Here is a 17,326-nt window from a genome sequence, read left to right as displayed (position 1 = left end):
TTTTGACGGCGCCTTTTGCGACGCTCTTCTAAATTTATCGGATATGCAGCCGCAAAAAACGCGCGGCACAAAATAGTAAATTTTGAAATTTACACTTCAAATTGCGGCTAATGTCTTGCTTGATGAGCAGCCCAACTTCATGAATTTGAATAATTTGTAAATTTATTTGCTTTCATTGCCAATATCGCTCTTTTTATCATTACCGATAGGACAAATTATATTGTCGGTATCTGTAAGTCTTAATTTTTTCCACTCTTCAAAACTATTAACTCTAATCAAATTATGTGGGATTTTTGACGGTTCATCAATAATTTTAAGACACTCGCTCGTTTCTCTTTTAAAATACTGCATAATAAGGTAATTATCGTTATTTTCCAAAGCTTTTCTTATACATTTTGCTTTTAACTCAACATAACCGCTGTTGCTTAGAGAATTTTTTGAAAAAAGCCTTATTGGGGCGCACTCGCTAATTATTTCCGTATAAATCATACGAAAAACAAAAAACGAAATAATTAGCATAAACGGCAGTAGAATAATATTTTTGTATCGTTTTAAAAATTTCATCTTATTGCCTTGTTAGGAATTTTTGAATTTTACGGATAAAAACCCTTGGTTTTTGTGTTTTACTGCCGCTTATGCCTATACCTGCCCCTATGGAGCTTGATTTGCTATCACTTATACCATTAATATCTATATAAGCCCAGGCGCTTAGGCATAGCAGCAGATTAAAGATATATAGGATAAATTTCATTCTGCCTGGTCTAATCCGGGTTTAATCATAGTCGAAGTCTTCCAAATCATATCCGAAGGTATACAAAGTCTTTAAGGCTAACTCTCTGACTTCTACCCATGATTTATTATGATAGATCAAATATTCACATACGCCTTCTAGCAGGCTTTGATCTTTAAAGTATCTATCTATAAGCTCCATAAGCTCTCTTAGCGCATCTCTCTCGTATGGTAAGAAACAAAATTCAAATTGCTCCAATAAGGCATTTTTGCATTCGGTATATAAAAATTCTACCATTTCCGATGGATCTTCATATTTATTGATTGTGGGATGGACGATATACTTGTCCTGATATTCCGAAGACGCCATTCTGCTTAGGCGGCACATAAGAGTACCTTTCTTAAATATCTCTTTTCCGTTAATTTGCATTTGGGTTTCCTTTTTATTTAAGTGCTGCTCCGTGAGCTTAATACAGATCAAAGTCTTCCAAATCATATCCGAAAATATGTAAAGTTTTTAAAGCTAATTCTCTGACCTCTACCCAGGATTTGTTCTGATAGACTAGATAGTCATAAGTATCTCCCTCTAACAAGCTTTGATCTTTAAAGTATTTATAAATAAGTTCTGCAAGCTCTTTTAAGATCTCTCTTTCATAGGGCAAAAAACAGAATCTAAATTTTTCGTCAAGGGCACGCCAGCATTCATCGCATAGTAGTTCCGCCATTTCCGATGGATCTTCATAATATTTAGCCGTGGCATGTACTAGATACTTATCCTGATATTCCAAAGAAGCCATTCGGCTTAAATTAAACATAAGACCGCCTTTCTCAAATATCTCTTTTCCGTTAATTTGCATTTAAATTTCCTTTTATTGTATATGGTTTCTCGGACTTAGTCATAGTCAAAGTCACCTAAATCATATCCGAAAATATGCAAGGTCTTTAAAGCTAGCTCTCTAACCTCTATCCAGGATTTATTGTGATATACCAAATACTCACCTATACCTTCTAACAAGCTTTGATCTTTAAAGTATCTATCTATAAGCTCCAAAAGTTCTCTTAGCGCATCCCTCTCGTATGGTAAGAAACAAAATTCAAACCGCTCCAATAAAGCATTTTCGCATTCGGTATATAAAATATCTGCCATTTCAGATGGGCTTTCATAATATTTAGCTGTAGGGTGAACGATATATTTATCCTGGTATTCCAAAGAAGCCATTAGGCTTAAATAAAACATAAGACCGCCTTTCTCAAATATCTCTTTTCCGTTAATTTGCATTTGGGTTTCCTTTTATTGGGATATGGGTTTCGTTAGTATTACGTCCTAATATTTTACCGGAATCATCAAAATACTTATTTCTACTAGCATGAATTCTTAAAACCCATCCATTATTAGTGTTTGCGGTGCTTGGTAAATCCGGATTATTTTCCGGCGCATGTATTCTAACTCTGTCTATCTTTTTTCCATCTACGATTTCTACAAATTTTATTCCATTACCGTCATTTTGTAGCATTACTTTCCAGTCTTTTGGCGCTCTTGAGAATATCTCTTCAAATGATGCGCCTGTTAGGCCGGCAAAATCTCCTACATTAGTCGATGTTTCCTGTCTAGCCAGCCATTTTAAATTTCTTGACATTTAGTGTAAGCCATTTCCGTCTACTATAAAATCTACTTTTACTATATTATCTCAATTCATTAAGCGAATTTGAAAACATTCTGCCTTTTTCTATTACGTGTTCTTCTTCTGATGTAAAATTAATATCCTCGGGCAGAAATTTTAAGTAATATTTTATCTGAGAAGCCGCCCTCCTTAGTTCTTTATTTATGCAATAAGCGAATCTGCTTTTATTATTATCATAAACCTTAAAATATGCATAGTAACAAGGATCTTTCCTTTCGGCATCTTGAGAAAACCGATAATCCAATGCCCAATACATCAAAGCCCCGGCGATCAAAGTCACTAGTGTTAAAAATACCTGTTGAAAACTATTTTTCATTTTTTACTCCTTGTATATTTGGTTTAAATTCCTCCATACCTTCGTCGGCAATGTTTGGTAGAAAAAATATAGGACTGTAGCCATATTCCCCCTTTGTTCCATATAAAACGACAGATCTTCCTGTTTTTGTATAGATTAAAAAGGGCAAAGAAAGAAAGCCGCTTTATAAATTTATTCATTTTTACCTTTTGAGCGGGGTATTAGAAATTCGCTTGCCATTTCATCTTTCTCTATGGGAATTATTTTCCGATATATTATAGATGCCATTGCTACTTGTTATATCCCATCTACGCATACATCGGCATTTAGTTCGGCACACATTTTTATCATTTCTTTACTAAAGTCGATGGAATATATATCGTCCTTTTCCGTCGTATCTACCGCTACATAAATATTAACGGTTAAATTTAATTCCGATATCCTCTTTTTGATATCGCCGAAGTTCGTTTTTAAAATTTCATACAAATCTTTTAAAGCATCGCTTGTAAATACACACTCTTTCTTGGCAGTACAACACGACCAGTTACATCTATTTATGACTTCGCCACGTCTTTTATTTATGTCACCAATTTTATATTTTTTTATATAACTAATTTTATATTCATTGGTCTTCTCGTCTAGGATCAAGTCCGAAAAATCAAAGTTATATTTATCCGAAGATAACCAAAAACCAACATACATAGTAGCCATCTATACTCCTCATAAATTTACAACCCGCAGAGCTCACATAATTCATCTATTTAACGACTAAATTTTAAATTATCAGATTATACTATCTCTACCGATATTTGAGCGTCGATTTTGCCGCCATTTTCTTTTAAAATTTCAGGAAATCCCAATTTTATAATCTGCTCTTCGGAGAGGCTATAAGAATAGTGGATATTTGCCTCTACGCTCAGCGGGCGGACTATTTTCGCAACTTCGCTAAAAGGCAGCTTAACGTCCAATAATGCCACGTAAAAGGCTTCCGTATCGCTATCAAAGACATTTATATAGCAGCCTTTTATATTTTTATCGCTGCTATTTGGAGCTTTGATTATTCTTTCATGACCGGCAGAGGAACCAAAGAAGTATGAAAAACCGGGCTTAACCATATCAAGGCATCCAAAAGATCTCATCTGCTCTATGTTTAAGCTATAGCCATATACATAATAAGGATCGTCTGCATCCGATTTTACAATTTGTTTTATGTCTTCCAAATCAAGATCTATTTGCCGCGAATCGGCGTAGCTCTCATCGATACCGAAAGATGTTATATCATAATATGTCTTATAATACATATCGCGTATATGAAATTTAATTCGCTTATCGCTTAAAAGCTTTGGATCTATTTTTAGACCGAGTTTTTGCGCGTCCGATTTCGCAATCGATTCGGGCTCGAATATAAATTCTTTTCCGAAACGATCGCTTTGCCCTTTTGGAATTTTAATCCAATACAGTTCTCGTCCATCTCTTACCGGAAAAAGATAGCGAAAAATACCTTTTATACTTTTCATTTTTCAACCTTTCTTGTTTTATCCGCGGGTTTAGTTTGTTTGCCAGTTATATGGTTAAATTGACCCAAATGCCGCCCCTGCTTATCATATTTTTCTAGTTCCCCATGCCGATAATCCCACTCATAAATATTACCCTTTTTGTCTTTCCATCGCTTCCTTAATCCACCGCCCCCCTGTATCGGAGTTTTTCGCTTTGCTTCGGTTAATCCAGGGAAGCCCTTCAATTCACTAGTTTCTGGCTCACGTATATATCCAATAATATTTTCTCTAAACCCCGTTTCTCTACCCTGAACTCCGCCGCCGATCGTTAGCTCCGGTTTTATAGGCGATTGAGGTACGTGAGTGTAAGGGCGTCCTCCGCGCTCTTTTTATGGCCGCACCTATTTTTTACGTGGTAATTTAGATAGAATTTCTGAATCAGGATACAATTTTTTTAAAAATTCTATCTCTTCTTGATCTAGCTCATCTAAAACCTCCTCTGTCGGTCTTTCGCTTAAAATTTTTCCATAAACCAAACTCAACCTTTTATATGCGCGAGGGTTACCATTCTTGTCAAATTGCCTTATTATAGCAATTCGCACTCTTTTGTTATTTCAGTATCGCCCATAAAAAGATCTTTTATATCGCAAGAGGCGCTTTGCTCTTTATATAGATAAAATATCCACGCAAATAATATTATAGCAGCGGCAATAAAGTAAATTTTATTTTTCATGAAAGCTCTTATTCTTTTGGTTTTTTATCCGTGTAATATAGATGTATGACTTCATCCATGTTAATCTCTTTTTCCTTTCCGATCCGCTTGGTACACAATGTAAAATTTCCCTCTTTCAAAACGCACTTTTTTAATAAACCAACTATAAAACCGTTATTTGTGCATAGATCTAAATTTCCAGAATGAAATTTTTTAATAAAATTTAGTTCCTCTTTGTCTAATTCTTGCTGCGCCTTTTTATCTACACAATATCTATCTAAAAAATAAGATTCATAAAAATAGAAAAGTCGCCTATGCGCCCCGCTGTTGCCATTATTAGCCCGTCGTATCAATTTTAATCTGCATTTTTGCTCCATACGATTGTAGTTTCGCCTCAACATATCGTTAATATCACAAGGTGAAAAACTTAGCACCGAAAGAACAATATAAATATAAAGAAATATACTAATTATGATGAGAAAAAATTTCATTTTATATCCTTACTTATTTTTGGCTTTTTAGGAATGAAAGGAACCATCACGGAACCAAGGTCTTGATTTGGAATGCCTTCAAATAGTCTATACATATACTCGTCCGTATATCCGATCGTAGGCTTCCCGGTTAAATCCGCAACTCTTTGTGCATATGCTTCTCCCGAATATGACTTAAAACCGGAATAGCATGCTCTTAAATCAATTATTTTAGTTTTTCGATATTCCGGATCTCTTTGTATCAATTTGACTAAATCTTCTGGTGCTAGTTTTATCCCAGAATGATATGCCTCTCTTTCATCATGAATAAATCCTTGAGAATCACCGTGCCCATATACTCGATAAATTTCCTCATCTCTTAGAATAACACTTAATGATAATGCGCTCATATAACGAGGGGCATCCAAGTGTAATCCAAAATTAAACAAATTCAAATCCGCATTATCGCTCCATCTCTTATCCGTGCTATTAAAATTCTTAAGATTATGTTCCAAGAGGGCTTGGTTGATCTTATTGTATTTATCGTAGCTCGGCAGCTTGTCCCCTAAATTTATTTTCGAGCCCGTTATATCTAGGCCTCTTTCGAGATAGTCCGCAAAGTGATCGCCCTTTATATCGGCATATTTATTCATAGCCTTATCGCCTGGAGCGAAGCGTCCTTTTTTGTAGTCTATAGCATGGCTTAGCTCATGTCCTAGGGTTTGAGCAAATGTTTTTATATCCGACGTATTGGCTAAATTTAAAGTGATAGTTTTGCTTAAAGAGTCGAAATTCCCTTTGAAAGGCTCATCATTTTTGCCCTTTGCATTGGCATCGGATATTAGTTTTACTTTAATACCTTCTAAATTTAAACCATTGGCTTTTGCATAAGCATCTACTAGAGATTTTATTACCTGCTCTTTAGTGCCGATGCCTACTTTTTCATCCATTAGTACCGAGCTTAAATCTTTACCATAAGCCTTGCTTAACTCATAAGCGTTTGCATATTCCGCTACGTTTTCATTAAAAGAAAAATCCCCAGTTTTTATAAGCATCTCTAAGGACTTGGTTATCGCACTACCCCTATTAAGCTCATCCTTTATCTCGTTCCTTCCCCCTTCGCTAAAGAGCCTCATATCTACGCTTGCATCAACGTCAGAGTTTAGCTTAGTAGAGTATAGCTCTTTATTTAGCTTAGAGCTATCTCTGTTTAATCTAGTAAGATCGTCTGAGTTATATAGAGCCTTATTGTTGGGATCGGATTGTAAAGAAGCAAGCTCATCTTTACTTAAAGAACTTATATCTTTATCTCCTACTATAAGCTCTCCTTTTCCTATAGTAGCTAAGCTCTTACTCATAGAGTAGGATAGGTTTCTATTATTAGCGTAGTTAATCGATGAAATTTTAGACTTAGGGTCGGTATCGTTCTTTTTATCTTGCAAGCTCGTGCCGCTTTGTCCTATGATGCCACTTGTTTGCATACCGCTCATGTGATTTGAGCTAAAGGCGTTTGATCCTGCAGTGCTCTCTTTAGCTTGGCTACCTCCATCTTTACTTCCGCCTTCTCCTCCTTGTTGAGGATCCTTAAAAGCATAATTTGCCCCTATGCTTAAAGAATTTGATTTGTCGTATCTAGTATTGCTTAAATTCGAGAATGTTAGGGTATTCGTTTTTAATCTAAGCTTGCCGTTATCTATGAAATTTCCGCTCTCATCATAGTAGCCTGCGGCTATTAATGAGCCTTTCAGATCGGTATTAGCTCCTACTTCTATGTTTAGCTCTTTGGCGGTTATACTAGATAGCACGGTCTGTTTTACCATAGTGCTTGATTTGGATCTAGAGTAGTTAGCGTTTATGCTTGAAAGCTTAGAATTTGAATACCTTACTATGTTGTTGCTTATGTCAGAGGGATTGTCCGGATCGGAGGTTGTTTTACTGCCGCTTATGCCTATACCTGCCCCTATGGAGCTTGATTTACTATCGTAATTATAGCTATCTCGCAGGCTTGCTAGGCTTAGATCATGTCCTACCTTTAAAGCTAAAGCGTTATCCGCTCTAAGGTTTGCTCCTTTTATTAAAGCGTCGTTACTAGCTAAGGCGTATATATTATGTCCTGCATAAACTTTAGCGTTATTGTGGCTAAGGCTTTCCTCTTTCATATTGCTTTTAGAGTAATCAAGTCCTGCGCTTCCTCCTCCGCCTCCATACATAGTAGCAGATACTCTTCCGCTTATGGTTTTAGAGCTTTGTTTAGCCTCATAGCTATCTTGCGAAGCTTCCATAAATAGATTATGGGTGTTTAGATATATATCATTACTAGCATATAAATTTGAGCCTTTGATATTTATAGCGGTATCTTTATTGCTATCAGTTAAAATTTTAATATTATTGCCGCTAAGATTAGAGGCTACGGAGCTACTTGATTTAGAGCTATCTTTGGAAGTGGTTCCGCTAAGCTCTGCGGAGGCGCCTACGCTAAAGCCCCAGGTAACCCAGCTAGAGGATGCGGCGGCTCCTTGGGAGATGAGGGCGGCAGCCGATAAGAGAGCAAGGGTAAAGAAAGAAAGCTTTTTTATAAATTTATTCATTTTTATCTTTTTAATGGCCTATTAGAAATTTATTTTCTACGCCGTCTCTCTCCCCACACAAATTAATAATATATCCCGTCTACGCAGACATCGGCATTTAGTTCGGCGCACATTTTTATCATTTCTTTGCTAAAATCTATAGCATAAACATCGTCCTTTTCCGTCGTATCTACCGCTACATAAATATTAACGGTTAAATTTAATTCTGATATCCTCTTTTTGATATCGCCGAAGTTCGTTTTTAAAATTTCATACAAATCTTTTAAGGCATCGCTTGTAAATACACACTCTTTCTTGGCAGTACAACACGACCAGTTACATCTATTTATGACTTCGCCACGTCTTTTATTTATGTCACCAATTTTATTTTTCTCAATCTCCCCGCATAGGATCAAGTCCGAAAAATCAAAGTTATATTTATCCGAAGACAACCAAAAACCAACATACATAGTAGTCATTTATGCTCCTCATAAATTTACAAATTTACTGGGCTTCTATCATTCGCCCGGTAGTTTTATGCTTCAAAAATATAGTTCTACTTTCCTTATGATAATATATATCATAATGTGAAATTTTTTTATCAGATTGACCATCTAAATTTGCCTTTTTTAGAGCATGCGCATCTTCGTACTCTCGTGTTTTTGCTAACTCATTTGCCGCTGCGTTACTACCAACTCTTTTGGCATCTTTTGCATTGTCCGCATAACGTATATTCTCGCCAAACCCCGTTTCTCTACCCTGAATACCGCCGCCGATCGTTAGCTCTGGTTTTATCTTTGTTGTTTATTAACTAATGATAAAAGGTATACGCCTCGCTGTATATTCCAAACAATACCGTAGAATTTTCGTCTTTTAATATGCTTCTGACCTCTTCGGGTTCAACTGCGCTTATATTTCCATCTTTCCGCAAAAACCAATCACTACTATTAAGTTCACGGTGAAATTCATCTTTATTTAAGTCATCTTTGGAAAGTGAATTCAAATTTATAAATATTAAATCTGGACGTGCACCCAACCTTGGTAATGTGAAATATAATAGTATCAAAGTATAAAATATTAAAAATATTAAAAGTTTTACTATTTTCATTTACTGATCCTTATAGCACTACATTATTTTTTAAAAGCAAATAATATAGCATTGTGTGTCTCTATAATTTTTTGTAATTCTTTGCCAGAAACTATTATACAATCATTATTTTCATAATTACATAAATACCAACTATATGCATCTTCGAGCTCTGATATATATTTAATATCCTTTTCTCTATATGCTTTTAATAAAAACATCCTTGGCAAAATTTCTCTCTCAAATTTATCATTTTCTAATTTTGTTATATAAAAACCGCAAGCAATCAATACTATAAGCAAGCAAGCAACAAAGCATAAAATAATTTTGAACTTATTCATTTATGTCCTTCATTTTCTGGCAAAAATTTTATTTCTCCGTTCCCACCAAAGCCAAAATAAGCTGGCGAGCTAAGACTTGGAAATAGCCCATTAAAGTAAAATTTATTTGGATATCCATAAACGGGAACCCCAAGTTGATTAGCTAAGTCTTGAGCTACTGATATAGTATTTTTTCCATCTTTTCCAGAAAAACACATATATAAAGTTACGCTATCCACTTGTGGATCAAATTTCTTAATATCGGCCGCCAACTGAGAAACAGGGGTAACTCCTATACCCTTGAATTTATTATCATCTCGGAGATCAACAAAATGTCCTTCGGAACCGTGAGCGCCGACTCCTACCCAATGCGGACTTTTCTTGTCACCCTTATATTCCACGGCAGCATCATAAGTAAATTTTTCATGTGTTTTATTGAAATACACCAAGTCTAAATCATCACTCTTCCTCTGATCCAGCGAGTAAAAGTATCTGGTATCGGCTATGACGGTTTTATCGTTAGGATTTACTTTGGGCGAATAGTCGTTAAGGCTTCTACCGTTTAATCTTAAAGCCTTTTCCGACATACTTAGCATGCCTAGGGCATAGTTGGTAGCGAATTGATTTTGCGCGGGATCTTTAGGTATGAAAGAGCCTCGTTTATTATCGCTGCGATGAACAAGCTCGTGTCGCAAAGATGTCATAAATTCTTTCGCATTGCTAATGTGCTTCGTATTGATATATACGGCATTCGGATCGTCTGAGTTAAATTTTCCTCCGCTTCCTCTATTTAGATTGGCAAATTTAACCTTTACCCCCATTTGATTTGCTATATCCTGTGCGGCTCGTTGCTTTTTAAATATATCGGCACTAGGATCGTTTAGCACGTCAAGATTTGCCGCAAGCGACATACTGTCTTTATCGTATCCGCTAGTAAAGCCTCCAATATAATCAAATATTTTAGAGACTTTTGCATTCTCGGTAGTGGCTATTAAATTTATAGCTTCGTATATCGCACTACCCCTATTAAGCTCATCCTTTATCTCGTTCCTTCCCCCTTCGCTAAAGAGCCTCATATCTACGCTTGCATCAACGTCAGAGTTTAGCTTAGTAGAGTATAGCTCTTTATTTAGCTTAGAGCTATCTCTGTTTAATCTAGTAAGATCGTCTGAGTTATATAGAGCCTTATTGTTGGGATCGGATTGTAAAGAAGCAAGCTCATCTTTACTTAAAGAACTTATATCTTTATCTCCTACTATAAGCTCTCCTTTTCCTATAGTAGCTAAGCTCTTACTCATAGAGTAGGATAGGTTTCTATTATTAGCGTAGTTAATCGATGAAATTTTAGACTTAGGGTCGGTATCGTTCTTTTTATCTTGCAAGCTCGTGCCGCTTTGTCCTATGATGCCACTTGTTTGCATACCGCTCATGTGATTTGAGCTAAAGGCGTTTGATCCTGCAGTGCTCTCTTTAGCTTGGCTACCTCCATCTTTACTTCCGCCTTCTCCTCCTTGTTGAGGATCCTTAAAAGCATAATTTGCCCCTATGCTTAAAGAATTTGATTTGTCGTATCTAGTATTGCTTAAATTCGAGAATGTTAGGGTATTCGTTTTTAATCTAAGCTTGCCGTTATCTATGAAATTTCCGCTCTCATCATAGTAGCCTGCGGCTATTAATGAGCCTTTCAGATCGGTATTAGCTCCTACTTCTATGTTTAGCTCTTTGGCGGTTATACTAGATAGCACGGTCTGTTTTACCATAGTGCTTGATTTGGATCTAGAGTAGTTAGCGTTTATGCTTGAAAGCTTAGAATTTGAATACCTTACTATGTTGTTGCTTATGTCAGAGGGATTGTCCGGATCGGAGGTTGTTTTACTGCCGCTTATGCCTATACCTGCCCCTATGGAGCTTGATTTACTATCGTAATTATAGCTATCTCGCAGGCTTGCTAGGCTTAGATCATGTCCTACCTTTAAAGCTAAAGCGTTATCCGCTCTAAGGTTTGCTCCTTTTATTAAAGCGTCGTTACTAGCTAAGGCGTATATATTATGTCCTGCATAAACTTTAGCGTTATTGTGGCTAAGGCTTTCCTCTTTCATATTGCTTTTAGAGTAATCAAGTCCTGCGCTTCCTCCTCCGCCTCCATACATAGTAGCAGATACTCTTCCGCTTATGGTTTTAGAGCTTTGTTTAGCCTCATAGCTATCTTGCGAAGCTTCCATAAATAGATTATGGGTGTTTAGATATATATCATTACTAGCATATAAATTTGAGCCTTTGATATTTATAGCGGTATCTTTATTGCTATCAGTTAAAATTTTAATATTATTGCCGCTAAGATTAGAGGCTACGGAGCTACTTGATTTAGAGCTATCTTTGGAAGTGGTTCCGCTAAGCTCTGCGGAGGCGCCTACGCTAAAGCCCCAGGTAACCCAGCTAGAGGATGCGGCGGCTCCTTGGGAGATGAGGGCGGCGGTTTTAGAGGCTACGTTGGCAGTGGCTAGAGCGATATTTGATAGATAGTATTTCTCCTCGTCCTTTACGTCCTCTATTATGTTTTGCAGGTCTTCGATATCGGAGTAGTCTATGCCTACCTCTTTGGCCTTATAGCGGTTTTTTAACTCGATAAGTTTATCCTGTAGAGCATTTTTCTGATCCTTATACTCCTTATATTGCTTTTTGGTCTGATTTAGCTGTTTTATCGCTTCTTGCAAGGCGATAGCCGCAGGAGCTATCTGGGCATATTCGTTTTGAACGGTAAGAGATATGGAGCTTTCCAGATGTTTAGAATTAGATGAGGAGCTTGCGGTATCGGTAGAATTTATTATATTTATATTCCCATCTTTGGATATTAAGTTAAGATCCTCCTTGGCCTTTAAATTTGAACCTATAACGCTTAGGCTATTATCCCCTCTAAGAGTTATATTTTTAGCTTCCATATTAGAAGAGACGGCCTTGGTACCGTATAAGTCCGTATTGGATTTATCGTATGAGGCATCGGCTAACTTTACTTTGATACTAGTGTCCTTCTTAAATTCATCTATGGACTTAGGCTTCATCTGACTTAGAATATCTTTTACTTTAGCAACAGATACAGAGGTGCTTTTTTGCAAGCTTTGTTCGCTGTATTCGTTAGCGGCAGCGGATATAGTTAGGTTTTTAGCGTCTATATTTATATCTCCGCCCGCTTTCATATTTGAAGTTATAAAAGCTGTAGGAGAGTTTAAGCCTATATCGCCCGCAGCTTTGATATCAGATAGTTTCGATATGCCTTCTTTTACCTGCTTGCTATTATAATCCGATCTATATACCTCAGTAAAGCTTCCCCCGCCTATCTTTTCTATCCCTGCCTCTAATGCGATATTATCCATTGCCCCCACGGAAGCTGCTATTGCCACTGGATAGTGTAGAACCGATATAGGGTTGAATCTTGTTCTTTTATGGGCGCTTAGCTCCTGCTTATACTCCTTGGCTGCTAGGATATTTATGGAATTTCCCGCGCCTAAGCCTAGATTACGTCCGCTTGAAATATCCGCAGATATTAAGTTTAGATCGTTCTTTGCTCTTAAGTTTATATCTGCTGTTTCGCTAAATAGGGAGGAGCTTTGTAAATTTTGCTTATAAAGCGAGTGCATATCCATGCTGGCTTTCAATCCGCCTAAAGAGGATTTGGAGCTATTTTTATAGTTTAAGGAGTTATAGCTTAGAGGCGATATATTGATATTGTTTCCCGCCTGCATATCTATAGCTTCTTTAGCTTTTAACGCAGAGCCTGCTATATTGATATCGGCTTCTTGCGAGCTAAGCATTATATTTTTAGCCCTTATGCTAGTAGGTACTACGCTTTGACTTAAAGCTTTAGTAGTAGTGCTTTTTTTAGACGCAAAGCCCTTTTCTTTAAATTCGCTCTCATAGTAATTGCTATCGATATCTCCACTTAGATTTATGGAGTTCTTAGCTTGCAGCAAAGCATCTCCGCCGCGCGCATTAATATCCGCTCCGCTTATGGCTATACCGCCTGCTTTAATTAGGATATTATCTTTGGCGTTAAGCCTGGAGCTTGTATTCTTAACGATATCCTCTTTATAGTATCCGCCTTTGCTTTTAAAGTTATAGCTTAGCTTCTCCTCCGCGCTATTTATATTTACGTCCTTTGCGGCGTTTAGGATTAAATTTGCAGCCGAGTCTATGCTCGCTCCGCTTACGGTTATATCGCGAGCTGCATTTAATGCTACGCTGCCCTCGGTAGATTTTATATTTGAGATAGTGCCTATATAGGTGCTGCTTTGATCGCCGTAGGCTCTATTTAGGTTTATCTCTTTACTTAGAGTTTTATGTACTATATCTCTGCCCGCGTTTAAGTTTACGCTGCGTCCTTGTATCAAAGAGGATGCGTTTATTATATCCTTCTTGGCCGATATGCTTAGGGCGTTCGCGGCGATGATGGAGGCGGAGTTTAAATTTGATACGCTGCCCGCTTTGAGGCTCATATTAGAGCCCGCGTAAATTATCCCTTCGTTTCTAAGATCGCCGTTTACGCTTAGATCTATGCTGCCTCCTGCGTATATCAAAGAAGGTGCGGAGCTAAGTAGAGTGCCGTCATCTTCCTCCGAAGAGTTCAAGGAGGTCCTTTTTTTATCATAAAGCAAGCTTAGCTTATTGTGCATATATGAAAAATCCGGTATCAGCTCGCTATAAACGTAAAAGGTATTATAAAATTTACTGCTTATAGGCGAAAAGAGATTGTTTATATAGCTAGGTCTAATAATATCTTGCATATCCGCTTCGTTATTAAGGCTAGGCGCAAGATCGTTTTTATTTAGATTTAAAGCGTTAGGATTACCGAGCCCCTTGCCTATTAGAGAGTAATCTATTTTAGAAAAAGCTTCCTTTATAAGAGTAGGAGCGTTACCAGAGTTTATCTGCCCGTCCGAGTTTAAATTTGAAATATCACCCGCGTAGCCTTTTATATCTTTTTTAGCTCCTATTATGGAGACAATAGCCGGCTGAGAGTAGTAGATATTCTTTTGGTCGCTATAGCCGCCTTTACCGCCGTGGCTTTTATGTTTCCATCTATACTCCGCCTGACTTATCATGCTATGATTTAGACTTAAAGAGCGGTTGTTTAGACTCTTTACATTTAAGAGCAGATCGTTATAGGCATAAATTACGCTCTTATCGTTATTTAGCTCATCTATGTTAAGGTTACTATCCCCTGCGGAGATTATGTTTGAGCCCATAAATTTACTTAGGCTATCTTCCGTTATATACTCTTTATTGATGCTGTAGCTTATCTGCCTTAATCTCTCCTTCTTGTGAGGCTTGCTTCTTCTTATGCCGAAGAGATTATCTTTTAAGCTTAACGTTATAGCGTCATATAGCCTAGTATCCTCCCCCGGAAGCCTAGTATTTTTATATAAGCTTAATACGTATAGATTCATATCTTGCTCGCTAAGCTCCTCCATGATCTTAGCGTTTAGCTCGTCCGGGCTAATATTGGGATTTTGCTTAAGGATACGCTCTTTTATTTCTGCCGCATTGACCTTTAAAGGGATGGCTACGCCGCTACAACCCCAGCCATCGCCATTGCAAGTAAAATCTATATTATAGCCGGTGCTTTGAACTCTCTTTACTGGCTCGTTAACCGAGCGGTTGTTTAGCTTTTTAGCGCCGATATTAAGAGTGTTTTTTGCATATATCAAAGAGGAGGCGTTAATTATCTCGTCTACCTTGCCCTCCCCGCCTCTTTCATTAAAAATATTCAAATTTCTTTGAGAGATGATGTTGGATAGCGCTTCGTTGCTAAGAAAGCTCGTATTTATAACTATATCCCCTCCGCTAAGTATATTGGACGCGTCTTGATTGAGGATATTTTTAGCGTTTAAACTTACGCCGTCTTGCGCATAAACGAGGGCTTTTTTGTTTATTAGGCTTTCAGAGTTTGTTATCAGCTCGCCGCGCGCGATTAAAGAGCCTAAATTTAAAATTTGCTCCTTTGCTTTTAAAGCCAAATTTCCAAGTGCGGCTATGATGCTTTCGTTTTTGATACCCTTTGCATTTATGATCAGATCTTTATTGGAGATCAGCCTTTGTGAAGCGATAAAATTTCCTTGTAGGTTTAAGTATATATCACCGCTTGCGTAGATCCCTCCGTTATAGCTCAAATCGTCCTTTAGCCCCAGATATAAACTGCCGTCCGAGTTTAACTTACCTAAAGCGCTAAGACTATCTAGGTTTAAAGCGAGATCCCCTTTGGAGCTTATCAGCCCCTCTTCGTTGTTAAGAGTGCCTTTGTTTATGATTAAATTTCCTCCGCTTAGGATAGAGCCTTTGGAGTTATCTATGCTGTCGTAGCCCAAAAGAGCGCCTCCCAGGGAGATGATCTTTGAGCTTTCGTTGCGTAGATTGTTGCCGCGCAAGCTTAAGCCCTCTTGTACTATAAAGGTAGAATCGGAGAGATTGTAAAAATTTGGAATTTCGGAATCCAATGCCCTTAATACCATTAGGCTATTATCGTTTAAGAGACTCTCTTTTATATCCAAATAGCTTTTGTTTGAAAGTATCGCTCCGCCTATATTTGATATATGATCCGCGCTTATTATGCTAAGCTTGTTTTTTGAGGGAGGAATAACTCCTGTTTTAAAAGAGCCTTTGCTCTCATTCAAGCCTAGTTCATTTAGTCTTTCACTCTTAGCCGCTCCTATTACGGCTCTATCTTTGTTGCTTAGGCTTCTAGCCTCTATCTTTAAGGCGGAGCTTGAGCTTATGGAGCCTTTTATATTATCTAACCTATCCACTTTTATCTTTAGAGTATTAGCCTGTATATTTCCTCTGTTTTCTACCGAGGAGGCTTTTATACCCAGATTGGAGGCTGAAATTTTAGAGCCCTTTTGGTTGGAGACGGTCTTGGAGCTGATTTGAGTCTGTCCGTTGGAGCCTAGCTTTCCTTCATTTATCAGATCTCCGTTAGCATCTATCTTTAAAGAGCCGTCCGCTAAGATAGCCCCCTTATTGTTGATGCCCGCTCCATCTTTAGTAGATATTATATTTATCCTGCCCGCATACATTCCCCCTAGAGCCGAGGAGTCTATGGATACACCCTTAGGATGCGATCCTCCTTCTTGCTCGATTTTTAGATTATCCTGCCTCAATCCAGAGTTTGTATTTTTTAAAGATACCTTACCATCAGTCGCTACTACGTTGATCTCGTTTGCGTAAATTTTACCCTCCAGCTTTAGACTATTAGATATTACGTTTAAATAATCCCCGTTATCGTTTAGGCCGTTCGCTCTTATATTTATAGAGCCATCTTTGCTTATGTTTAGGGATTTAAGATGTTCGTTTTCATAGGTGGGCGTGGCGGTGCTTAACGTAGTAGAGGAGGAATTTATTATGGTAGCGCCGTTTACATTGATGCCACTAGGATTAGCGATGATAAGATCGGCTTTTCTGCCCGCTATCTCTATATTACCCTGTAAATTTGAAGGAAGAGGCGAGTTTACCTGATTGATTATCAGCTTAGCCTCGCCGCGATTTAATCTGGGATTGGGCGGTATGTAGCCCGCCGTTTTACTTATGGATCCTGCTTGAGAGTTATTAAATACCGTGCCCTCTTTAGGAGTGTTAAGCTTGGAGTATTCGTTGATAGAAATCCCCTTATCGTTAGGGGAGGCGATATCTATTTGAGTGGCGGGAGCATTCGGAGTTTGAGACACAGAAGCTCTATGATTTACGGGAGCGGAGTTATCGGGTATTATCTCGCAATATGAAAAACAAGGAGCCAGCAAACCAATAAGCAAAAGAGCGACAAGGCGTTTCTTTGCTTGGGTAAAGACGCCGAAATATTCTTTTATATCAGTAGGGGCACTAAGACGTCCTGCACCATTAAAAATAGAGCTTAAACATAAAATTTGCATACTAATAACCTCCAATTGCGATGGGTTTATATCTTAAATTTCTTAAAGACTT

General features: G+C 37.7%; 18 protein-coding genes. All 18 read right to left on the bottom strand.

Going from position 1 to position 17,326, the window contains the following annotated elements; genetic code table 11:
• Positions 1–162: 162 nt before the first annotated feature.
• On the bottom strand, positions 163–564 hold the full coding sequence (locus CGRAC_RS02415) for a hypothetical protein (RefSeq protein WP_005869445.1): 402 nt from the start codon (positions 562–564) through the stop codon (positions 163–165).
• Position 565: 1 nt separating this feature from the next.
• The gene (locus CGRAC_RS11735) at positions 566–751 is read right to left on the bottom strand and encodes a hypothetical protein (RefSeq protein WP_005869447.1); all 186 of its coding nucleotides are present in this window, start codon (positions 749–751) and stop codon (positions 566–568) included.
• A gap of 21 nt (positions 752–772) precedes the next feature.
• Entirely contained in the window at positions 773–1,159 is a 387-nt protein-coding gene (locus tag CGRAC_RS02410) for a hypothetical protein (protein WP_005869449.1), read from the bottom strand.
• A gap of 37 nt (positions 1,160–1,196) precedes the next feature.
• Positions 1,197–1,586, bottom strand: coding sequence for a hypothetical protein (locus CGRAC_RS02405; RefSeq protein WP_040303303.1), 390 nt, complete (start codon positions 1,584–1,586; stop codon positions 1,197–1,199).
• Between the two features lie 35 nt (positions 1,587–1,621).
• The gene (locus CGRAC_RS02400; protein WP_040303305.1) at positions 1,622–2,008 is read right to left on the bottom strand and encodes a hypothetical protein; all 387 of its coding nucleotides are present in this window, start codon (positions 2,006–2,008) and stop codon (positions 1,622–1,624) included.
• A complete protein-coding gene (locus CGRAC_RS02395; protein ID WP_040303307.1) occupies positions 1,998–2,366 on the bottom strand; it encodes a polymorphic toxin type 30 domain-containing protein in 369 nt (122 codons plus the stop codon). Before CGRAC_RS02395 ends, CGRAC_RS02400 begins: the two co-directional genes overlap by 11 nt.
• Positions 2,367–2,412: 46 nt before the next feature.
• Positions 2,413–2,727 (bottom strand): hypothetical protein, encoded by a 315-nt coding sequence (locus tag CGRAC_RS02390; protein WP_040303309.1) that lies wholly within the window; start codon positions 2,725–2,727, stop codon positions 2,413–2,415.
• A 276-nt stretch (positions 2,728–3,003) separates the two neighbouring features.
• Complete coding sequence (locus tag CGRAC_RS02385) at positions 3,004–3,417, bottom strand: hypothetical protein (RefSeq protein WP_005869458.1); 414 nt, start codon at positions 3,415–3,417, stop codon at positions 3,004–3,006.
• Between the two features lie 77 nt (positions 3,418–3,494).
• Entirely contained in the window at positions 3,495–4,223 is a 729-nt protein-coding gene (locus CGRAC_RS02380) for a hypothetical protein (RefSeq protein WP_005869459.1), read from the bottom strand.
• A complete protein-coding gene (locus CGRAC_RS02375) occupies positions 4,220–4,471 on the bottom strand; it encodes a colicin E3/pyocin S6 family cytotoxin (protein WP_227940502.1) in 252 nt (83 codons plus the stop codon). Before CGRAC_RS02375 ends, CGRAC_RS02380 begins: the two co-directional genes overlap by 4 nt.
• A 132-nt stretch (positions 4,472–4,603) precedes the next feature.
• Positions 4,604–4,738 carry a hypothetical protein gene (locus tag CGRAC_RS12685; RefSeq protein WP_256640052.1) on the bottom strand — a complete coding sequence of 45 codons (135 nt, stop codon included), beginning with the start codon at positions 4,736–4,738 and terminating at the stop codon, positions 4,604–4,606.
• A gap of 50 nt (positions 4,739–4,788) precedes the next feature.
• The gene (locus tag CGRAC_RS11730) at positions 4,789–4,935 is read right to left on the bottom strand and encodes a hypothetical protein (protein WP_005869946.1); all 147 of its coding nucleotides are present in this window, start codon (positions 4,933–4,935) and stop codon (positions 4,789–4,791) included.
• 8 nt (positions 4,936–4,943) lie between these two features.
• Complete coding sequence (locus CGRAC_RS02370) at positions 4,944–5,405, bottom strand: hypothetical protein (RefSeq protein WP_005869945.1); 462 nt, start codon at positions 5,403–5,405, stop codon at positions 4,944–4,946.
• Positions 5,402–7,972: a hemagglutinin repeat-containing protein gene (locus CGRAC_RS02365; RefSeq protein ID WP_050346295.1), complete on the bottom strand. Its 2,571-nt coding sequence runs from the start codon at positions 7,970–7,972 to the stop codon at positions 5,402–5,404. Before CGRAC_RS02365 ends, CGRAC_RS02370 begins: the two co-directional genes overlap by 4 nt.
• Before the next feature lie 62 nt (positions 7,973–8,034).
• Positions 8,035–8,421 carry a hypothetical protein gene (locus CGRAC_RS02360; RefSeq protein ID WP_156187199.1) on the bottom strand — a complete coding sequence of 129 codons (387 nt, stop codon included), beginning with the start codon at positions 8,419–8,421 and terminating at the stop codon, positions 8,035–8,037.
• A 341-nt stretch (positions 8,422–8,762) separates the two neighbouring features.
• Positions 8,763–9,059 carry a hypothetical protein gene (locus CGRAC_RS02355; RefSeq protein WP_005871001.1) on the bottom strand — a complete coding sequence of 99 codons (297 nt, stop codon included), beginning with the start codon at positions 9,057–9,059 and terminating at the stop codon, positions 8,763–8,765.
• Between the two features lie 23 nt (positions 9,060–9,082).
• The gene (locus CGRAC_RS02350; protein ID WP_005871002.1) at positions 9,083–9,379 is read right to left on the bottom strand and encodes a hypothetical protein; all 297 of its coding nucleotides are present in this window, start codon (positions 9,377–9,379) and stop codon (positions 9,083–9,085) included.
• Positions 9,376–17,274, bottom strand: coding sequence for a two-partner secretion domain-containing protein (locus CGRAC_RS02345; protein WP_050346294.1), 7,899 nt, complete (start codon positions 17,272–17,274; stop codon positions 9,376–9,378). The genes CGRAC_RS02350 and CGRAC_RS02345 overlap by 4 nt, the downstream gene beginning before the upstream one ends.
• Positions 17,275–17,326: the final 52 nt, after the last annotated feature.

The sequence above is a fragment of the Campylobacter gracilis genome (genome assembly GCF_001190745.1).
Taxonomy (GTDB): domain Bacteria; phylum Campylobacterota; class Campylobacteria; order Campylobacterales; family Campylobacteraceae; genus Campylobacter_B; species Campylobacter_B gracilis.
The sequence above is the reverse complement of the archived record's forward strand: the minus strand, read 5'-3'. Positions and strand labels throughout refer to the sequence as shown.